This window comes from Allorhodopirellula heiligendammensis, from assembly GCF_007860105.1.
GTDB lineage: Bacteria > Planctomycetota > Planctomycetia > Pirellulales > Pirellulaceae > Rhodopirellula > Rhodopirellula heiligendammensis.
This window is the reverse complement of the sequence record NZ_SJPU01000003.1, coordinates 513488-532168: the sequence shown is the minus strand read 5'-3', so window position 1 is coordinate 532168 and position 18681 is coordinate 513488. Positions and strand designations below refer to the sequence as shown.

Here is an 18681-nt window from a genome sequence, read left to right as displayed (position 1 = left end):
TTGACAGTGGTTGCCGTGAAACTACACTGACGAACGAAGCAGCCGACTGCTTTCGCTATTTTCGAAGTGGCTCTCTGCGTGGCACGCATGTTTCCGAAGTTCGCTCGCTCGCCTGTACCCCTGTTAACCGAGATCATTCTTCTCGCGTTGATGATGTGGCCTGCGCCGATCCCGGTCGGGCACCGACACAGCGAGTACTCATCGCGAGTATCGGATCACCAGATGGCTTGTCATCTTGCCTTCTACCACGGCGGATTTTCCAACTCGGAAAATTGGCCGAACGATTGGCACTGGCATTGGGTGTACCCGGCCGAACATGGCGGCCAAACGGATGTGGACAACCTCCGTCTGAGCACTGGCCCCATGGTCGTCGGACGTCCTCTCGTCCCGTTCGCCCCGCCGCAGATTTCGATGCTGGATTGTGTGCCATCCACCGCGTGCTTCGTCAGGCCAAGCATACCTTGCCAACGCCAGCATTCCTTCCAAGGTGCTGCGCTGCTGCGCAGCCGCCAGTCTCTGCCCGAACTCTTGGGCGTCATCCGCTGCTAGTGGGATGGATCGTTGTAGATCGCCGCGTCGATCTACGATTCTCGTGATTCGTTAGTCCCGAGCGTCTGCTCCCGCTGTACTAACACGGCAAGTGAATTGCGGAGCGATCGGCGAACGTCTGCGCGCTAACGCGTGGACACCCTCGTCGCTCAGCGTTCATGACCACCAACAAGCTCCATACCCTCAATCCGCCCCTCGGTATCGCGTCCAATGAACACCTCATCCACAACGATGAAAGAACGCCAGTTTAAGGCTAGAAGACGAGTGTCTTCGCTAATGGCTCTCGGCATGATCGCTGCGTTTTCGCCTGCGTTTGCTCAATCGCCGTCGCACGATGCGGGCGTCGCCGCCCCGAATGCCGCGGTCGTAACGCTACCGCAGGACCAGTGGCGAGCCGCAGGGATCACGCTCGCTCCCGTCACTCGCGCGCCGTTTGAGAACACGCTCCGCTTGACGGGCAAGATTTCCCTCAATGAGGATCGTGTCGCACATATCTATTCCCTGGTCGAGGGGACCGTCAGCGATGTCCCCGTCACCTTGGGACAGCGAGTTCAAACCGACGATCTGCTAGCGGTCATCCACAGTCGAGAAGTTGGTGAGGCCAAGCTGCAACTCTATCAAGACCGTCTGCAAGTAGAGCTGGCCAACATCCAACACCAGATGCAAACCAAGGTTGCTGGAAATGCGAGTGAATTGCTCGACGCACTTCGTAACAACACCGGAATCGACGAGATCGAACGTCAGTTTCGCGATCGACCGATGGGCGACTTTCGCGAACGGGTAGTCGCCGCCTACGCGGCCTATCTCAAATCCGCAGCCGATGTCGTGCGGCTCGAGGGCATCTCGGAGACAGGTGCGGTTTCAGGAAAACAATTATTAACGGCGCGAGCCAATCGCAATGCTGATCAAGCCACCTTCCAATCTCGCATCGAACAGATCCAGCACGAACTGCACACCTCGACGGTCATGTCATCTCAAGCGGTGAAAATGGCCGAAGCCAAAGCACTCGTTTCCGCGACGAGTTTGCGAATTCTCAACGTCCCTGCGAATGAGATTGATCACATCGATCCAGTCAACCAAGGAGAAACGATCTCGCATTACGCAATCCGGGCTCCGTTCGACGGCACGATACTAACCAAAGACGTCGTCTTGAGCGAACAAGTCCGCCCCGACGTGCTGCTGTTCAGCATTGCCGATCTGTCGACCGTTTGGGTCACGGCCAATATCTACGAAGAGCATCTGCCGCTACTCGATTCGTTCAAAAATCAGACCGTCAAACTTCGCAATGATGCGCTGCCTGAGCAGAGTTTCACCGCCAAAGTCTTCTATACCGGCGACGTCATGGACGAAACCACCCGAACGATTTCGCTACGAGCCATTGCAGACAACAGCGGACATCATTTGAAGCCGGGTATGTTCATCAATATCGAACTACCAACGTCGCAGCCAACCGCATCCGTCTTAATTCCATCGTCGGCAGTCCAGGAACACGCCGGGCAAACGTTTGTGTTCGTTCTCAACGGGACGAACGATTTTCATCGACGCGATGTCAAGCTCGGGCTCGCAAACGAATCATCCGTTGTCGTCGAGCAAGGCTTGCATGACGGTGAATCGATCGTCGTTCAAGGCGGATTTATTCTTAAGTCGCAGTTGCTCGCTGATTTGATGGGAGAGGAATAATCATGGTAAACCATCTGATTGACTTCTCAATGAACAATCGATTCATCGTTGTTCTGGTATCCCTGGCTGTGCTTGGGATGGGTGTGTTCGCGGCGTCGACCATTCCGCTTGATGCGGTACCTGATTTAACCAACGTCCAGGTGCAGATACTGACCAATTCGCCCTCTCTCGGTCCCGTTGAGGTCGAACAATTCATTACGTTTCCGATTGAAAACGCAATGAGCGGCATCCCCAAGGTGGACGAAATCCGCTCGATCAGTCGCTTTGGATTGTCAGCCGTGACGGTGGCGTTTGAAGATGGCACAGACATCTATTGGGCGCGTAATCTCATCAATGAACGACTCTTGAAAGCACGGGAGGAGATTCCACCTGGCATGGGCACGCCTGAACTGGGTCCGATCGCGACTGGAATGAGTGAAATTTATCAGTTCGAAATCCGCGCCGATCCCGGCTCGGAGCACTCACTGACGGACCTTCGCACGATTCTCGATTGGCAGATCGCCTTCCAGCTCCGCAGTGTGCCGGGAGTGATTGAGGTCAACACGTTCGGCGGCGAATTGAAGACGTACGAGGTTCAGATCGACCCCGATAAGATGCAGAATTATGACATCTCGTTGACACAGCTCACCAGCGCTCTCGAGTTGAATAATGGGAATGCGGGCGGTGGTTACATCGCCCACAACGCCGAGCAAAGACTAATTCGAGGTGAAGGTTTGGTCGGCTCTCTCGATGACATTCGCACGATCGTCGTTGACAACCGGGATGGGAAACCCATTCGGATCGCCGACGTCGCCCGCGTCGCCTTCGCGCCTATGCTGCGTCAGGGGGCTGTGACTCGGGACGGGGATCGCGAGGCGGTCGTGGGGATGGTGATGATGATCATGGGTGGTAACTCGAGACAGGTCGTCGGTGATGTGAAAGCTAAAATCGCTGAGATCCAAAAATCGTTACCCGCCGGTGTGAGCATCGACACGTTCTACGACCGCACCGAGCTCGTCGCGAAAACCATTCATACCGTGGGTGAAAATATCGGTTTGGGTGTATTGCTGGTCATCGTGACCCTATTTGTTCTGCTGGGCGACGTGCGGGCTGGCTTGATCGTCGCTGCAGCGATTCCATTGTCAGCCATGTGCGCCCTCATTGCCATGCGCTACGCAGGCGTCTCGGCCAACCTGATGAGTCTGGGGGCGATCGATTTTGGGGTGATCGTCGATGGCGCCGTCGTGATGGTCGAAAACTGTGTGCGCCGGGCAATGCAGTATCAAAAATCCCATGATGGCCAGCGGGTTCCCGAAAGTGTGTTTCGCGAATCCGCCAAGGAGGTCGGCAAGCCCATTCTATTCGCCGGTTTGATCGTGATTATTGTTTTCTTGCCCATTCTCAGTCTGCAGGGAATGGAGGGCAAAATGTTTCGCCCCATGGCGTTCACGTTCATGTCCGCACTCACTGCCGCCTTGATCCTGGCCGTGACCGTCATGCCGGTATTGGCTTCGTTGTTTCTCGCCCGCCGAGTGAAACAGAACGAAACCTTCGTGGTGAGGACGTTGAAGCAATCCTATCGGCCGATGCTGATGTTTGCGATGCAGCGACCGCTCACCATGTTCACAGGTGCCGCACTCCTGTTCGTTGGCAGCATCGTCCTTGCCAGCGGTTTCGGAGTCGAGTTTGTCCCCACCCTCGACGAGGGCGACATCGCGATTCAAGCGGTGCGTTTACCCAGTGTCTCGCTGGAGACATCGACCGAGATGACCAAGGCGATGGAGCGGACGCTGCTGAAATTTCCGCAAGTAGAAACGGTCGTGTCGAAGACCGGACGCCCGGAAATCGCCAATGATCCGATGGGCGTCTATCAAACCGACATCCTCATTCGGATGGATCCCAACGCTCATTATTCTCATGAAAATTCGAAGTCTGATCTCATCGAGGAAATGCAGGCGGCATTGATCCGTGACGTACCAGGAAACTCCTATAGCTTCACTCAGCCGATCCAGCTACGCGTTCAGGAACTCGTCGCGGGAGTGCGGTCGGATGTCGGGCTGAGCCTGTATGGGGACGATCTAGAGACACTTAAAATTAAGGGCGATGAATTGGTCCGTGCCTTGAATCAAGTGCCCGGATCCGCGGACGTCATGGCCCAGCAGATTGCCGGTCTATCCTACTTTCGCGTCAAAGTTCGTCGCGACGATTTGGCACGCTATGGCATCAACACCCGCGACGTCCTGGACGCCGTCAGCACGGTCGGCGGGATGCCGATCGGTCAAGTATTTGAAGGACAACGGCGGTTTCCGCTGCAAGTTCGATTGCGTCCGGAATCACGGCAGAGCACCGCCCAGTTGCTGAACCTCAAAATCGATGATTCCCAAGGACGTCCGATCCCGATCTCTCAAGTTGCGGACATCATCACCGAGGATGGTCCCGTTGAAATCAGTCGTGAAGCAGTTCGCCGCCGCCTGTTAGTGCAGTGCAATGTGCGTGGCCGAGACTTAGCCGGATTTGTCGCCGAAGCTCAACGGGTCGTCGACGACGAGGTCGAGTTGCCGACCGGTTACACACTTCGCTGGGGCGGGCAATTTGAGAATCTGCAACAGGCTACCCAGCGACTATCCATTGCCGTGCCGGTGGCGTTGATCCTCATCTTTGCGTTGCTGTACATGACGTTCAACTCCGTCAAGTTGGCACTGCTAATTTATCTCAACGTACCGATCGCCGCGACCGGCGGGGTGTTCGCATTGTGGGCTCGGGATCTACCGTTTTCCATCTCGGCGGGCGTTGGGTTCATCGCATTGTTTGGTATCGCGGTGATGAACGGCGTCGTGCTGATAGAACATGTCCGTCATTTGCGACATCGCGGTAGCTCGCAACGTGACGCGGTCATCGACGGTGCGATGGATCGCTTGCGCCCCGTGCTGATGACGGCCTGCTGCGGTGCACTGGGGTTCATTCCCATGGCGGTCTCCGCTAGTTCCGGTGCTGAAGTGCAACGCCCGCTGGCGACCGTCGTCATCGGTGGATTGATCACATCAACGGCACTAACGTTGCTAGTACTCCCGACGATCTACCGGTGGTTTGAACCGCGTGAAGTCGATGCGGAGGGAAACAGGAAATCACCAGTAAACCTCGGTGGTTTTCCAGAAAGTTGAGTCGGTCGCGGTGTGTTGCCGCGACCGGCAAGGTTCCCGGTCTCGTGTACGACTAGCCTCGTGAGGCCGGGAACCGTTTTTATATTCCCGACCACTCTCATCTTGACTCGACTTTGGCCCAGGGCTGTCGTCTGCGCCGAGCGTCGGCGGGTGCCTAAAGCCCCGTTGTCTGACGCCAGGTTTGCGCCATCAGGGCGTGACCGGCTAGCGTGGGGTGGACGCCGTCGGCGGCCCAGTAACTCGGTGGTGCGACGCTGACCGCTTCATCAAACATTTCTTGGAAGGGCACCCATTCGAGTGACAACTCATCAGCAACTTTTTGGGCTGCTTCCCGCCGCTGAGTGAACTCAGGAAACCAATTGTCGTTGACTGCGCCGCAGCGAAGCACAAACGGTTCGCAAATGACGATACGTACGTCAGGCAGTTTGGCTTGGGTGTCCTCCAACAGGTCCCGAAATCCTGATTCGTAGATCGCGACGGTGCCGTCGTATTTCCCATTGAGTTTGTGCCAGATGTCATTGACGCCAATCAAGATACTCAGCACAGCCGGCTTGAGGTCAATACAATCTGCTTGCCAGCGGGAGGCTAGGTCAGGGACTTTATTTCCACTGATGCCTCGATTGTAAATTTTCAACTCGGAGGCCGCGTGATCGCGTAGCAAACCGCCAGCAATCAAGGCGGGATATCCGTTCCCAAGCGCCCGGGTATCGTTCGCACCGCCTCGTGAACGATCGCGCCCCGCATCGGTGATCGAATCGCCCTGAAACAGCACGGTCTCGCCCTTGGCGAGCGCGCTCTTACCCGCCTCCGAAGGCGCGACGGCGTCAGCGGCAGTAACGGAGGTGGAACCTGCGAATTGGTTCACTGCTGCGCCTGCCATGACGGTGGCAGCAGCGGATTGAAACAGACTTCGGCGATCAATAGACATGTTCATGCAAATCGGTAGGGAAGCGGGGACATGGGGGGCGATGGGGAAGTTCACGGCAAACGTCCTGAAGGAGCCCATCATACCTGCAAAAACACCGCCAGTGCGAAACCGGCAACACCGCTGAGCAACGCCGCTAAAAAAACGGTGATCCACAAAGTAGTCCGCGTCACCATGGCACGCTCGCGGACGGCAGGGGGCGGGGGGACAGGCGGCATGACGCCTCTGGCAATCTGACGGCTGCTGTCGCCATTTTGATCTGGCAGCGGTGGCGGTGGATCGCTGGTGATACTCGACAATGCACCCGACGACGCCGGGAACTCTTCCAGGAGCACATCCGAGTTGCTGGTACTGGCGCCTCCCATTTCACCGGTGGCGGTTTTCCATGAGACATCGTCTCCCAAACCGCTCGGATCCAGCCCACTGGCTGCGGACGCAAAGGGGTGCTCCGGTTCATCGACCAATTCAATGCCGCGTTCGGCCAACCACGACTCGCCGTCGTCAGGTTGCATCGATGCCCACGGACTCAATCGGCGAACGACTTCGCTGGCGGATTGAATGCGTTTATCTACGTCTTTTTCCATCATGTCGGCGATGATTTCGACGAAGGAATCAGACAACTCCGGTGCAAACCGGCGGGGATCCCATGGAGCTTGCGTGAGATGGCGTTTGCACTTGCTCCGCGAATCACCACCGGGAAACGGCACCTTGCCAGTGATCGCGTAATACAGCGTGCAACCGAGGGAGTAAACATCGCACTGTGGTCCGACCTCATGCGGAGTGCGAATTTGTTCCGGTGCTAGGTAGTCCGCAGTTCCCACAACCTTTCCGGCCCGGGGATCGTCCTCGGGTGTCGAGATCAGTGCCGCCAAGCCGACGTCCGCGACCTTGGCATGACCGTCCGGTGTGACCAGGATATTGGCCGGTTTAACATCGCGATGAATCAATCCCGATTCATGAGCATACGCCAACCCAGCGGCGGCTTGGGCGACGATGGACGCGGCCTGCTGGACCGAGAGTCGCCCACTTTCTTTCACCAGGCGTCGCAGATCGGTACCGGGCACGTACTCAGTTACGAGAAAATGCACGTTACCTTCGCGTCCGGCGTCGAACGCGCGGACAAGGTAGGGACAGTCCAAGGTCGCCTGCAAACGAATTTCACGTTGGAAACTCTCCCGCGCCAATTCATCGGCTTTGTCCAACGGCAGCACCTTGATGGCGCAGCGACGGCCCATGATGTCATGGATACCTCCGAAAACCTGCCCCATCCCGCCTTTGCCAATGAACTCAGTGACCACGTAGGGACCGAGCTTTAACTTCGTACGACCGGCCCGCAGTTGCGTCGCCTGGTATGGCGTGATCACCTGATCGCGAATCAAAATTGCTGCAATCTCGTCACAGACGTTCTTACGATCTTCTTCGGACGTGATCGGTGGGGCGCCCGCTTCTTTACGGTCCTGTTTGACCTCGGACGCGGCAGCACGCCACTGCGATTCGTTGACCAACTCGCTCAATAAAGCCGCTTCACGGAATACCAAATCGGCGGGCAAGGGTGCGGGCAAGGGTGAACTCATGCGGGATTGTTGAGCGGGAACAGCACGATGATATGAATAACCCCATGGCTGCGCTGCGACCATGAAACTCGGTCTCCCTGGCATGCGACCGAATCGGGGTTGGAAATCTCTCGGAGGCGTGTGAGGGATAATTCCCCTGGCGTCGGATCGTTCTCAAAGGGGCGTGAGAGTGACGATATTTCGTATGCCGAATGCAAGTCGCGACAAAATCGCAAGCTAGCCGCAACGGAGCGACCGGCCGTCTGAACGATTCTCAGTTGCATCGCCATGCATGCGCGTCCCTCATCGATTCCGGTAACGCTGCCGACACTGACAACCTGCACATCGAGCGATATCGGCGAGGGATGCATCAGCCAGCCCCGCTGCGTCGGCGTCCCCAACGCACGCGATTCCGAACCGCTGGCCCCTATCTTAACCGGTACCGAGGTAATCTGATCGCCCAACGCAAACATTTTGGCGGACGCGACCGATTGCCGCACGTCGAATCCCAACGAGAAGGATTGCCACGAAGTCCAGTCCGACTGGTCACTGGACTGCTGTGCTGGTTCGAGCGGACCTGCATTCTGCTCGGCAGCCACCAAGGTATCGTAGAACCGATCACCACAGCGGCGATGCACCGAGGGGCCCTCGCAGGCAATCAGCGTGCTGCGTGTTTCTTCATCAATCACGAAGCCGAGCGAAGATGTGAACGACCGAGCGCTGGTGCGAATGAGTTTTTCGCGTGAAATCGATCTGACGATGGGTGCGGCCTCGGCCATTGCCATTCTCAAGACAGGACTCGACTTCCAAGCATCGTCGACCGAAGCCTCTGAGTTGCTATGAGCATCAAAGCGGACCCGATAGAGCAACCTTCGACTGCCCCGCTCGAGACTGTACTGTGCCTGCCACTTGGTGGGACGACCGGCCGCGTCAGCGGAGGTAGCGTTGGTCTCGGCCGATCCGTCGGGATCGATTCGAAACTCTCCAGCAAGCTCAATAACCGCTCGATGCTTTGTGTCTTCGATCGTTTCAAGCCGCGTACATACCGTCTGCCACTTCGATGCGGTCGCGTCTGTCTTGCTCTCTGGATCAATTTTCGACCGCGGCGAAATCAGCAGCCGCATTGAGAAACGGTTGCCGCGGCCAGGCCCGCTATACACGGCATCGATACCTCCATGGCGCCGATCAATCGTCACCTCCATGAACTCGTTACTGAATTGATTGCCATCAACTAAGCGACGCGCTCCGCCGGTGAACCACCTCATCACGTTCTGCACCGCCGAGGGTGCGGTCGCGTCATCGCCAGCTTGTCTTGTCGCGGCAGCTCCCACGAGTGCGAATCCCCACGCCGGCACATCGGCAATCAACCGTGTCGTTGTACCGATTGATTCCGCATGAAACACCGGAGACGTTTTGACAGACACCTTTCCCGCCACAGTGACCGCCGTCCGCGCCGCTGGATGGGCAGGGTGCAGCAGCAAGAGGTTCTCCGAGGCGGCCGTAGCGCCAGCGGGATCCGCATCAAGCCCGAACCCCAGTTCAGCGGCAATCCGTTTCTTTAGATTGGATTGAGCATCGGAGATGGGAGCTGGAGAGGCCTCCATGCCAGACATCTCAGCTAGAAACTTTGAGGGGGCGAGTAACGCTGCGAAACCGCGCAAGTTTTGCTGATGCTGGGCTCTCAGATCTGCGGCTAATTGCTGCCGTCGTGCGAACAGCTCGCCCAAAGTATCCACTGGTGCGGGTGCCGTGTTGGGCGAGGCACCGTGATGAAAGGGTCGTTCGCCGTCGGTAAAGTATTCATCGATGCGCCAGAACTTACCGAGGCACAATGACCACGAGGCCGCCCTGCGGATGTCGTGAAAACTATCACATCCACCGCCCGGCCAGTGCGCCAACAGCGCCGTGGCGATCTCGCCCCGATCGATCGCTTCGCCCAATTCAGCGGACAGGGTCAAGAACGATTTTTCATCGTTGGCGTCGATCGGCTTGGCGGTGAGCGCTTCGATTTCGTAATCGCCCTCACCCAACAAGACCTTCGACTCTTCGTCGAAACCGCGGCCACCGAGAAAGTCGATCGGAATGATGCCGCGAAACCCTGCCGCGGCGATTGCGGGTACCCATTCACCGGCGACACCGCCACCCAGTCGTGCGTACACGGGTAAGGGCGCCGCGCCGCACTCCTGCACCGTTCGAACGGCATCGGCAATACGTCGCTCCGATGTCGCTATCGAGCTAGCATCGAACGCGAAATCACTCGCCGGACCGCCACCGCACCAGCCGATGGTCTCGTGCGCATGCTCGTCCGCTCCATCGTCATGAGGCTTCAAACAAGCGCGAAATCGCTCACATCGCTCCTGATCGCCCTGCAAGATCGCAGCAGCAAGCGTTTCATCGACGAGAATATTCTCCGGCGTCCCCAGCCCCGTCCGCCGCGTCGCAGCGGCATCACCCGCGAGAGTTGGCGATGGCCGCGAAAGACCATCGAGCCAGCCGTCCAAGGTGCTCGGGGTCATCAGCGTGAGGTCAATGATGGCCGGATCGGACGAGAAATAATGATCGCGTTCCTCTGCCAGGGCGTCGTAACAGTCGTGCAGGGCGTCAATCGCCGCTGGCTCATCGCCAGCGACATAATGCTCCGCAGCGGCCACTAGCCGGGATTCAAAGTGCATCTGATCGAGATTGCTTGTATAGCGCAGCCGCCGGGTGAGAATCTGTGTCTGCCACCACATGTAGCCCAACGCGAAGAAATCACCCTCATCGATACCGCTGGTTGTCTCTGTCCGAGCTCGTCCCCGCAAATGGTCGCCCGGCAATGAGGATGGCCCCACCGGATCCGCCCCAGCGAACATCTCAATCGCCGCCGCCAGTTTATCCAGGGCATCGCCGCGACTGGAAACACGAATTCGCACCTCGCAGGCGGCGCCGTAGGCGGGATCTTGCGGAGTCGGCAAGTCATGTAGCGAGACTGCATTGCGGTCAATGCCTTCACGAACTTCTGCGGGCAGAGTCGAAACGCATACCTCCGGAATAATCAGTAACCGCCGCAGCGTCGCAGGTACCGGGGCGGGCTGCGTCGTGGATCCGGCATCGCTTCCCACATGGACAGCGTTGACGTCGCCCGCTCCCGTTGCCCCCGCTCCCGCCATCGGTTCAGCCAACGGATCTCCAGCGACCGACTCCACGGAGGTCGGCACGCGAATCGGCGGCGGCGCTTCGTCGCTGCGATGCCAGCTCGGCGTCCGCCGCGTCGCAGCAAGCAGGCGCGGGTGCCAGGCGGCCGTGAGCCCCCCAAGCAGGCTTTGCGCACCCGCAGAATCGAGTCGGGATGGGAAATCTTCGATCGTGCTGCACGGAATTATGACGCAGCACTCAGCAAAAGGCGGCATGAGCGACTAAAATTTGACGTTGAAGGAGGAAAATGTGATACTAATCCGAATTCCTCCCCGCTGGCACCTCCCTGGCAGCGGAAACTATTCGCATTTCTAAACGTAATACCTACGTTTCCTTTTCTCTACCTCACTTCTCTCGAAAGACAACCATGGCAGGCTCCGCCGGCGTTTGGGGAATCGAAATCGGTCAAAGTGCTCTCAAAGCACTGCACTGCGTCAAAAAAGGCGATGAAATCGTCGCTGACCAATTCGATTTCGTCGAATATCCGAAAATCCTTAGTCAGCCGGATGCGAATCCGGATGAACTGATTGCCGATGCGCTGACCGAGTTGCTCGAACGAAACGAAACCGCCCGTGACCATGTCTGCATGAGCGTGCCGGGTCAAAGCGGATTGTCAAAATTCTTCAAGCCGCCACCGGTCGACGTGAAGAAGATCGCGGACATTGTTCGCTACGAGGCCAAGCAGCAGATTCCGTTCGAGTTATCGGACGTGATCTGGGATTACCAGATGATGCCCGGAGCCCAAGTGGAAGAAGGGTACGCACTCGAGAGTGAGGTTGGACTCTTCGCGATGAAACGCGAACAGGCCTATCGGCAACTCGCTCCGCTGGACGAAGCAGACGTGCAGGTCAAACTGGTGCAACTCGCTCCAATCGCGATTTATAACGCGATCGCGTATGACCGCATGCACGAGCGGCTCGAAAGCGAAGAATTTGACATCGATGATCCGCCACCGTCGACCGTCATTCTGTCGATCGGCACGGATTCGAGCGATCTGATCATCACCAATGGATTTCGGATCTGGCAGCGCAGCATGCCGATTGGAGGCAATCACTTCACCCGCCAACTGACCAAAGACTTAAAGCTGACGTTTGCGAAGGCGGAACATCTCAAACGCAACGCCCGGGAGGCAGTCGATCCGAAGCTGATCTTCCAAACGATGCGCCCCGTTTTTAACGATCTCGTCACCGAGGTACAGCGTTCCATCGGTTTTTTCCGAGGCATTGATAAGAAAGCCAACATCACCGAGCTGTTGGTGACCGGCAACACCGTCAAAATGCCTGGCCTGGCGGCGTACCTGGGCAAAAACCTGGGCTATGAAGTCCATATTCTCGATCGGTTCAATCGCCTCAGTGGCGACGACGTGCTGTCGATTCCAACGTTCCGAGACAACGCTCCCACCTTCGCCGTTTGCTATGGCTTGTGCTTGCAAGGGTTGGGCTTATCGCAAGTTCACACGTCACTCGTGCCACGCGAGATCCTGACGCAACGCATGATTCGCGCTAAAAAGCCCTGGGCACTCTTGGGATTGAGCGCGTTGATGGTCGGTGCATCGATTCAATATGTCATGACCCAACGATCGTGGGCCACCACGACCGATGACGTGTGGAAAAACGCGACCAGCGCCGTCGCTCAAATGTCAAGTTACAGTTCGTCTGAGAAATCGACCGATGCTGACTTGGAAAGCCGCTTGATGTTCCTGAACCAACTCGGCAAGGAAATCACGGGCAACAATGATGAGCGTTTGCTGTGGTTGGAGGTTTTCGAAGCGATCAATCTGATGATCCCCCGCGAAGATTACCCTGATGGCAAGATGCCTTCGCCGCGAGAGAAGCCACTCCAGGATCGCAGCGACATTTACGTCACTTCGATCGATAGCAAGTATTTCGAGGACCTTGCAGAGTGGTACACCGAGGAAGTTGCCAAACGCTATCAGGAAGAGATGGATGACTGGGTCCGCCAAATGAAACGCCAGCCACCTGGGGCCGTCGCCGCCGATGGAACTGGAGCAGAGGCCGAGGCTGGTGCGAGTGACATGGCCGCCGTCCCCGACGAAGGGCCCAGCGAAACAGGTTGGATAATCCAGCTAAAGGGCTACCATTACTACAACAGCTCGGAGCGAATGGGTTTCGAAGGAGCCAACCATGTTCGCCGGACGTTGACGACCAACTTTCTTGAAAAGCAGATCACGCTGAGTTCGCCCGCCGGTGAGAAACTAACATTCACGCCTCAGCAAATGGGTTTCAGCTATCCGCTGCAGGTGAACGTGAGCCAACCGACGCTGACCCGTGTGAAGAATCCGGACTTCGATCCCAACAGCATGGCAGCGCAAGTCAAACCTCCCATCGATGTTGAGCCGGGTGACGAATTAACAGGCCCCAATGGTGAAACCATTATCTATGAGCCACCCACGCTCGAAGAACTACGCTATGACTTCGTCTTCCAAGTGGTTTGGAAGCCAGTTCCGCTCAATGAACGTATGAAACTGAAGAAGGCTGCCGAAGAGGCGGCTGCTGAGGCGGCGGCATTGGCCGCTGAAGAAGCCGCGTTGAACGGCGACGCCGAAGCCACCCCCTGACCTTACCCCTTCTCGACTCTCCGCCTCTCTTTCTCTTCGCTCTCTCTTCTTCAGACACCATCATGGATCAGCTCAAACCCGCGATTGAATTCTTCAAAAAGAATGGCTTCTGGATTGCCGTCGGCCTGATTCTGTTGGGATCGGTGGGCATCTGGTTCAAGGTCACTAGCGATCTGGTGGCTGAAAGCGACGCCCGGGCTTCAAAAATCAAAGGCGATATCGGCAAGGTCACCTCGGTGCGGGGCGAACTCAACACGCACCCGAACCCGATCTCGCACGCCAAGATGGAGGAGATGATCGATACCCGGGAGGAACAGGTACTCGATGCCTGGACGAATGTCTATGAAAAGCAAAAGGACATTTTGGTTTGGCCGGAGGATTTGACCGACGAGCTCAAAGACGAATATCGAGAGAAAATCCCCATCGAACTGTACGTCGATTTCCCAACGCTCGACGACCAGAAGCTGGAACCGTTTTTGTTGCAGCAGTACCGCATGTACATCGACAAGACATTGCCCAAAATTGCCAAAATTGCTGATGCGGAGTGGACGGCGAAGTTCGACAGCCAAACCGCAGCGGGCGGCATGGGCAGTGGCGGCATGAGCGATATGTATGAAATGGAGGGCGGCATGGACAGCGGGATGATGACGGGCCCGCGCGACATCAGCATCACGGGAGTCAAGAAAGGCCCCCTCGTGCGATGGTCGTCAACCGCCCAAAAGAACCTCATTACGGAGCTGTTTCCCTGGCAGGGCCGTCGCCCCACGACCCTTGAGGTTTATTACTCGCAAGAAAGCTTGTGGATCCTCCGCCAACTGCTAGAGATCATTGCGACGGTCAACGGCGAAGCCAAACAGCCTTTCGAGGCCAAAATCCGGGAGATCAAACAGTTGTCGATGGGCCGGAAGGTTCGTTTTACCGAGGGCGTGCTCGCTTCACCTTCCGTGACTGGTGGGATGGGCATGGACGGCATGATGGATTCCGGAATGATGGACTCCGGGATGGGGATGGATGGCAGCATGATGGATAGTGGCATGATGGGGATGGACGGGATGGGCATGGATTTGGAGGCGATTGACCCCGCCGACAATCGCTATGTCACGCCCGATCACGAACCAATCACTGGAGCGGAACTGCGTTCGGCTTTTGATAGCGATGTCCCCGATGACGCCCCCCTGAAAGTTGCCAAACGTGTTCCCGTGATGATTTCCGTGCGCATCGATCAGCGTGCAGTCGCTGACCTGTTGGCTGCTTGCGGTAGCGCCCCGCTGATGGTGGAGGTCGTTCAAACGCGCGTCTTCGGCAACGGAGAGGCACCGAGCTCATCGGCCAGCGGTGGCATGGATGGCGGCATGGGCATGGACAGCGGCATGGGAATGGGCATGGAAAGTGGTATGGGCATGGGCATGGACAGTGGTATGGGAATGGGCATGGATGGCGGTGGAGGTTACGGGACCTCGGTATCGGATCAATTCCCACTCGACGTCAACGTGGAGGTATACGGCCTGATTCACGTCTACAATCCACCACAAATGGATAAACTCGGCGTGGAACAAATCACAGCGGAAACTATTATCGACGGGGAAACGATGGCTGAGAAAGTCGAAGTCGAGAAGGCAGCTGCCGCCGAGGACGCTCTACCGCTTCCAGCCCCGGTAGCAACGCCCCCCGTTGACGCACCTCCGGCCGACTCGGCCCCCGCGGCGGTTCCGCCGACCGGAGAAACGGATTCTCCGGCAGAAAATCCTGGCAATCCGGGGCCCGATCCGGTAGAACCTAATACAGCGGGTGTTCCCACCCCCGCCGCAACTGCGTCCTGATATCCAGGCTCGCGTCCCGCTTTTCCCGCTCCCTTTTCTCATCTCTTCTCTCGCGTTCGTTCCACGGAAATTCTCATGGACTCCGATAAGATCAAAGACTTTTTCGCCCATCACGCCGAAAAAATGGTCGTTTGCGTCGTCATCGCCGCATCGGGATGGATGGTCTACAGCGGCTTAAATTTACCTGACCTGCGCGACGAGAAAAATCCTGACGCACTGGCGAGCGAAGCCCAGCAGGTACGGGCGAGCATCGACGAGGATCACTCCGAAGAGATTCTGCCGCTGCGACGACCGACCTTCGACATCGCCGCCGAACTGAAGCGGAAAAACGAACCGATTCCATTTGAAGAATATGTTCCTCCGCATCTGTGGGTCCCTCAGAACATCAGCGATTCCATCCGCCGTAAAGACCCCGTCTTGCTGGCGCCTCGCGCGTTGATCACCAGTGGACATATTGAGTCCTATGCGGTGTTGTCCTCCAGCGGCAACTATCGCGCGAGCACACTCGAGCCGGCCGAAAAGCTGGAGAAAATCGAGAAGAAAGCTGTTCGACGCCCTCCCCCTCGAAGTCGACGAAATCGCAACATGATGGGTATGGATGAGGGTGGGATGATGGGCATGGATAGTGGGATGATGGGCATGGATAGCGGGATGATGGGCATGGATAGCGGGATGATGGGCATGGACAGTGGCATGATGGGTATGGAAGGCGGAATGATGGGCGGCTCCCAGATGGCTGGTGCCGGTCGAACCCTCGACCCTGCCTATAACTTCGGGTACTCCGCATCGGCATCCATGTCTCAGAGTACCGGGTCCAAAAAATCAGTACCACAGAGTGCTTGGTTCATCGCCGGCACCGCCGTCATCCCGCACAAGGAAATCGCCGAATCCTATCAAGCCGCCTTGGCTGCCTCGGAGGGATACGAACCGCAGCGTGATCAACCGCTGTATTTCAATTACGAAATTCAACGCGCCGATGTCACCAACAAAGCGGTTGCTGACTTGGTGGACGAAGATTGGATCAAGGTCGGAGACCGCGAGAGCGACCTCAAGCGGGCGGCCTTTGTGTGGGCTGGGTATGCCCCCGAACTCGTGCCGCTGGATTATCGAGATTTAAATGTCACTGGGTACATCCCGCCGATCCTATTGAGCAACTATTCCGAACTGGCGCTGCACCCGCTCATTCCAATGGTGACCCGCGATGAGATCGATCGAAAGCGATTTGCTGAGGAACAAGTCAGTGCAAACGAACTTAGCGCTGAAGACATGGAACTGGCCAACCCAGGTAACCTAGCCGGAGGCATGGGCGGAATGGGCGGTGATATGGGCATGTACGAGTCGATGGGTTATGGCGCCATGGGCATGGATTCCGACATGGGGATGCAGATGGGCATGGGTGTTGCCTACGGACTGACCACCATCGACAAAAACCCTGTGGAATACAAAATCATGCGGTTTTTCGATTTCGCTCGCGGTGGGTCAAAGATCAGCCCGATGCCAGGACGCCAATACGTCTATCGGCTCCGCTATGCTGTTCAAGATCCAAACTTCCCGGCAAACCCCGGTCACCAACCCAAGAGTTCGACGCTGTCCACAGACGTCTACGCTCGGGTCCAAGGCTTGATGGCGAATGCAGAGAAGAACGACAAGCGTCAGTTTCAACTTTGGAGTGAATGGAGTGAACCGAGCCCGCCAGCATCGTTGCCCGGGTTGAACAAAGTCTTCGCGGGCGAAGTCAAAGGAAGCAAACCACGCGAATTTCAATTGGCCGGCAAGACAGTCGACTACTACAAGTCGCCGCCGAAGGCCAATATGGTTAACGAAAATCACAACGTGCAATACGCCTCACCGATGCCGATATGGTTGAAGGACCTGACCGAAGGCTCGACGATGAGCTACAAAGGCGTTGCCGATCTGATCGACCCCATCAAGCTGGAGATTAAGAAGGTCGAGGATGCCGAGGTGCTCTCAGGAACCACAATCATTGATATCGATGGTGGCCGCCCCCTCAATGTCGTCGAGGAAAATGAGGAGTTGACAGAACCAGGCTTGGTCTTGATGTTTGACGAAAACGGTGGACTGCGAGTCGAAAGCGAAGTCCGCGATCAACATGAATACCGAATCTACTCGTTTGCTGAAGAGCGCGGTCTGTAATCCGGATGCCGAAACAACACGCCTTCGAATACGTTGCCGGCGCGACGCCAACAACAGCCGGGGATTCTCTGGCTGTCATCTTCGGAAACGATGCAACGCTCCGCCGCTGGGCAATCGAGACGCTTGTCGGCGACGGAGACTGGACCCAGTTCGATGGTGATTCCACGCGTTGGTCGGACCTGCGCGATGACTTGGCAACGGCATCCCTGTTCGACTTTGATGCCGGTGATAAGCGTACGATCGTGGTGCGATCAGCCGACAAATTTGTGTCCGCGCACCGCACGGAACTCGAAAAGTACGTAGCTGCCCCGGGTGAGAGCACCCGCTTTGTGCTCGAACTGGATTCCCTCGCGAGCAACACGCGACTGTATAAGGCGGCCGATAAAACCCATTTGCTCGTTGCCTGTGGAAACGCCACCGATACCAAACAAGGTGTGACCGCAGCGACGCGTCGCAAGTTCTTGACGGGTCACGTGGCGGCCCGCCATCAGGTTAAACTGGCGGTGGGCGCTGCCGATGCACTGGTCGAGATACTCGGCGAAGAAGTCGGCATGCTCGATACTGAAATCGCGAAACTGGCTCTCTACGTCGACGTCGGTGGCAAGATCGATGAACCCTTGGTGCGCGACATCGTGGCAGGATGGCAGGGTAAAACCGTCTGGCAGATCACCGATGCCATCGCCAGTGGCGATGCCGCCGAAGCTCTCCGGCAACTCGATCATTTGTTCAGCGGTGGGCAGAAAGCCATCGCCTTATTACCGCAAATTTCCTGGTCGCTACGACGGCTTGGCATGGCGACGACGCTGATCGAGCAGCGTGAACGCAGCGGCCGGCCGTGGCAGTTTGAGGATATCCTTGCTAGTGCCGGAATCCGCCGTCCCAGTGAGATTCAATCTGCAAAAAAACAGCTCAAGACAATGGGCCGGCCCCGCGCCCTGCAACTCCTCGGCTGGCTACTCGATGCCGATCTGCGACTCAAGGGTACGCACAGTGCCGACGGCCGCGACCGCTTCATGCTCGAACAACTTGTCCTCCGGCTCGCCCGGACAACCTGAATCGACTCCCAGTAATCACAGGTTAGCCGTTCACTGAACGCGATTCGTTTGGA

The 18681-nt window shown here is 57.1% G+C and carries 10 protein-coding genes; 7 read left to right on the top strand and 3 right to left on the bottom strand.

All coding sequences use genetic code 11. The features are described from left to right. The first annotated feature begins 78 nt into the window (after nucleotides 1-78). The 3 genes from Poly21_RS21955 (at nucleotide 79) to Poly21_RS21945 (ending at nucleotide 5369) form a co-directional block, all read left to right on the top strand. The gene (locus Poly21_RS21955; RefSeq protein WP_146409188.1) at nucleotides 79-549 is read left to right on the top strand and encodes a hypothetical protein; all 471 of its coding nucleotides are present in this window, start codon (nucleotides 79-81) and stop codon (nucleotides 547-549) included. A gap of 264 nt (nucleotides 550-813) precedes the next feature. Then, nucleotides 814-2229 (top strand): efflux RND transporter periplasmic adaptor subunit, encoded by a 1416-nt coding sequence (locus Poly21_RS21950; protein ID WP_302120124.1) that lies wholly within the window; start codon nucleotides 814-816, stop codon nucleotides 2227-2229. A 2-nt stretch (nucleotides 2230-2231) separates the two neighbouring features. Next, a complete protein-coding gene (locus Poly21_RS21945) occupies nucleotides 2232-5369 on the top strand; it encodes an efflux RND transporter permease subunit (RefSeq protein ID WP_146409186.1) in 3138 nt (1045 codons plus the stop codon). Nucleotides 5370-5523: 154 nt separating this feature from the next. On the opposite strand, the gene Poly21_RS21940 is transcribed toward Poly21_RS21945, so the two are convergent. From Poly21_RS21940 to Poly21_RS21930, 3 genes are read right to left on the bottom strand one after another with little or no spacing between them, the layout of a single operon-like run. Next, the gene (locus Poly21_RS21940; RefSeq protein WP_302120122.1) at nucleotides 5524-6351 is read right to left on the bottom strand and encodes an SGNH/GDSL hydrolase family protein; all 828 of its coding nucleotides are present in this window, start codon (nucleotides 6349-6351) and stop codon (nucleotides 5524-5526) included. A 23-nt stretch (nucleotides 6352-6374) separates the two neighbouring features. Next, the gene (locus tag Poly21_RS21935) at nucleotides 6375-7868 is read right to left on the bottom strand and encodes a serine/threonine protein kinase (protein WP_146409185.1); all 1494 of its coding nucleotides are present in this window, start codon (nucleotides 7866-7868) and stop codon (nucleotides 6375-6377) included. Continuing rightward, complete coding sequence (locus Poly21_RS21930; RefSeq protein WP_146409184.1) at nucleotides 7865-11236, bottom strand: hypothetical protein; 3372 nt, start codon at nucleotides 11234-11236, stop codon at nucleotides 7865-7867. Before Poly21_RS21930 ends, Poly21_RS21935 begins: the two co-directional genes overlap by 4 nt. A 152-nt stretch (nucleotides 11237-11388) precedes the next feature. Here Poly21_RS21930 and pilM point away from each other — a divergent pair, with 152 nt between their 5' ends. The 4 genes from pilM to holA all read left to right on the top strand — a co-directional run bounded on the left by pilM (nucleotide 11389) and on the right by holA (nucleotide 18628). Next, nucleotides 11389-13599: a type IV pilus assembly protein PilM gene (gene pilM / locus Poly21_RS21925; RefSeq protein WP_146409183.1), complete on the top strand. Its 2211-nt coding sequence runs from the start codon at nucleotides 11389-11391 to the stop codon at nucleotides 13597-13599. Between the two features lie 62 nt (nucleotides 13600-13661). Next, entirely contained in the window at nucleotides 13662-15419 is a 1758-nt protein-coding gene (locus Poly21_RS21920) for a hypothetical protein (RefSeq protein ID WP_146409182.1), read from the top strand. Between the two features lie 75 nt (nucleotides 15420-15494). Then, entirely contained in the window at nucleotides 15495-17573 is a 2079-nt protein-coding gene (locus Poly21_RS21915) for a hypothetical protein (protein WP_146409181.1), read from the top strand. A gap of 5 nt (nucleotides 17574-17578) precedes the next feature. After that, nucleotides 17579-18628 carry a DNA polymerase III subunit delta gene (gene holA / locus Poly21_RS21910; RefSeq protein WP_146409180.1) on the top strand — a complete coding sequence of 350 codons (1050 nt, stop codon included), beginning with the start codon at nucleotides 17579-17581 and terminating at the stop codon, nucleotides 18626-18628. Nucleotides 18629-18681 lie beyond the last annotated feature (53 nt).

What these genes read in the sequence shown, in the direction of transcription:
- Poly21_RS21945 (WP_146409186.1), top strand. Translation starts at nt 2,232, where the DNA reads ATGGTAAACCATCTGATTGACTTCTCAATGAACAATCGATTCATCGTT.
- Poly21_RS21935 (WP_146409185.1), bottom strand. Translation starts at nt 7,868, where the DNA reads ATGAGTTCACCCTTGCCCGCACCCTTGCCCGCCGATTTGGTATTCCGT.
- Poly21_RS21930 (WP_146409184.1), bottom strand. Translation starts at nt 11,236, where the DNA reads ATGCCGCCTTTTGCTGAGTGCTGCGTCATAATTCCGTGCAGCACGATC.
- pilM (WP_146409183.1), top strand. Translation starts at nt 11,389, where the DNA reads ATGGCAGGCTCCGCCGGCGTTTGGGGAATCGAAATCGGTCAAAGTGCT.
- Poly21_RS21920 (WP_146409182.1), top strand. Translation starts at nt 13,662, where the DNA reads ATGGATCAGCTCAAACCCGCGATTGAATTCTTCAAAAAGAATGGCTTC.
- Poly21_RS21915 (WP_146409181.1), top strand. Translation starts at nt 15,495, where the DNA reads ATGGACTCCGATAAGATCAAAGACTTTTTCGCCCATCACGCCGAAAAA.
- holA (WP_146409180.1), top strand. Translation starts at nt 17,579, where the DNA reads ATGCCGAAACAACACGCCTTCGAATACGTTGCCGGCGCGACGCCAACA.